The sequence below is a fragment of the Vagococcus sp. WN80Y genome (assembly GCF_059621045.1).
Window position 1 is genome coordinate 1 of the sequence record NZ_JCAQHY010000056.1, and the last position, 1,770, is coordinate 1,770.

The 1,770-nt window shown below is 44.8% G+C and carries 3 protein-coding genes; all 3 read left to right on the forward strand.

Annotation, left to right across the window (positions count from 1 at the left end; all coding sequences use genetic code 11):
• Positions 1-270 (forward strand): LPXTG cell wall anchor domain-containing protein (locus AC5KOD_RS02665; protein ID WP_496912979.1); only part of this gene is annotated, 270 nt, incomplete at its 5' end.
• 60 nt (positions 271-330) lie between these two features.
• Positions 331-1,200 carry a BsaA family SipW-dependent biofilm matrix protein gene (locus AC5KOD_RS02670; protein WP_496912995.1) on the forward strand — a complete coding sequence of 290 codons (870 nt, stop codon included), beginning with the start codon at positions 331-333 and terminating at the stop codon, positions 1,198-1,200.
• 13 nt (positions 1,201-1,213) lie between these two features.
• Positions 1,214-1,770 (forward strand): hypothetical protein (locus tag AC5KOD_RS02675; protein WP_496912996.1); only part of this gene is annotated, 557 nt, incomplete at its 3' end.

Below are 1,770 nucleotides of genomic sequence, written 5' to 3' on the forward strand. Positions count from 1 at the left end.
CATAAGCTGATTGCGAAATTTGAAATGGACAGTCATTATACGGAAAAGGATTTTGTCAAAAAAAGCGTGACAGAGAATGTCTGGGAGTTTCGTGCGATTAAAAAAGAGCCAACTACCCCTAAGAAACCCTCACCCTCTAAACCAACCTTTCCAAGATTGCCACAAACAGGAGAAGAATGGCGGCAAATGCTCATTGCTCTTTGTATTGGGATGCTGTTGGTCTTAATGGTCTTACTTATTATTAAAAAGAAACGGGAACAACGCAGATAAATGAGACATGTCATGAGGCATTTCTTATAACGATTATGCTAGAGAGAGGAGTATCATCACATGAAACAATCACACCGTCGTGGGACTCGTAAAAAGAGTCGGCGAACGAAGGGATCAGCCAAACGAGTCAATTTAATATGGGGCGTTTTTGCCCTACTCTTTTCTAGTCTAATGGTTCTAGGAAGTACCTATGCGTGGTTTACCTCAGCGGATTCGGCGACCAATAAATTTGAGGGAAGTCGCTTTGAGGCCGAGATTACCGAAGTGTTTCAGCCTAATTTAACCTGGCAACCAGGAACAGATACGACCAAACAAATCCGTGTTCAAAATACAGGGAGAGTGCCGGCTTTAGTCCGTCTTTCGCTCTATGAGTATTTTTTGTCATTCAAAGTAGATGTCACGGATAAAAAGGGGAATGGAGATCTGATCAACTCTCCAAAGGAAGTGAAACCAACCGTGAAAGCAAACGATCAGAAGACCTGGCAGCCGGCGGCTGACAAAGGAGGCACTTATGAAGTAAAGGGGTCTTATTATGTGGCTAATCAAGCGTTTATCGCAGACCAAACCAACGGCAAAGACCGCTATAAACTCAACAATGCTAACCGATTAACCCAACCCTTTCAGTATGTGACCTTGAATTTTGCTTCTGGGATGAACCCAACCGCACCACCAGCAGGAACCAAGAATTACTGGTTATATGCCGATGGTTATTTCTATTACTCGGAACTTCTCCAACCAGGAAAAATCAGTGAGCCTCTATTAGATAGTGTGACGCTATCTCTATCAGCACCTAATGCCTATAAAGGCGCCTTGTATCAGTTGAATCCGTATTTAGAGGCTCATGATACCACGAGTGCCATCAGTAGTCAGTGGGGGATTGGGACAAGTGGTCCAGTGTACGACATGATCAAAGGCTATTTAGGAAAGTAGGGAGGAGACGCGTATGAGCCAAAGACGACCAGCAAGAAAAAAAAGAACAACGAGCAAAAAGAAAGCAGCGTGGGCTTTTTCTCCTAAAAAATGGGCCCTCCTTTTCACCTTAATTGCCGTCACACTGGCGATTGGTAGTGTCATTAGAGGGAGCTTGGCTGCCCAAAAGGATACAGACGAGGCGGTGAATGAGTTTAGTTTTACGCGGTTTGAAGTGACGATTAAGGAAGACTTTACCCCGCCAAAAGAGACTAAGCCAGATGTGCCCCTCACTAAAAAAGTGACCATTACGAATCCACAGGAGTCCCCCAGCTTTATTCGGGTGATGGTCTTGCCAACAATTGTGGCAAAGCTAAGTGGAGGAGAGACACAGCTACTGCCGGCAGGTTACCAAGGACCAAAGGCTCAGCTAACGATTCCATTTAACACCACTGATTGGAGTGACGGGGAGGATGGCTATTTTTATTACAAGAAAGCCTTAGGCTATCAAGAGACCACTCCTGCCTTATTTAGTCAAGTGACCTTAAACAAGGCCAACCTAACAGAGGCTTATACAGGAGCAGCCATCAC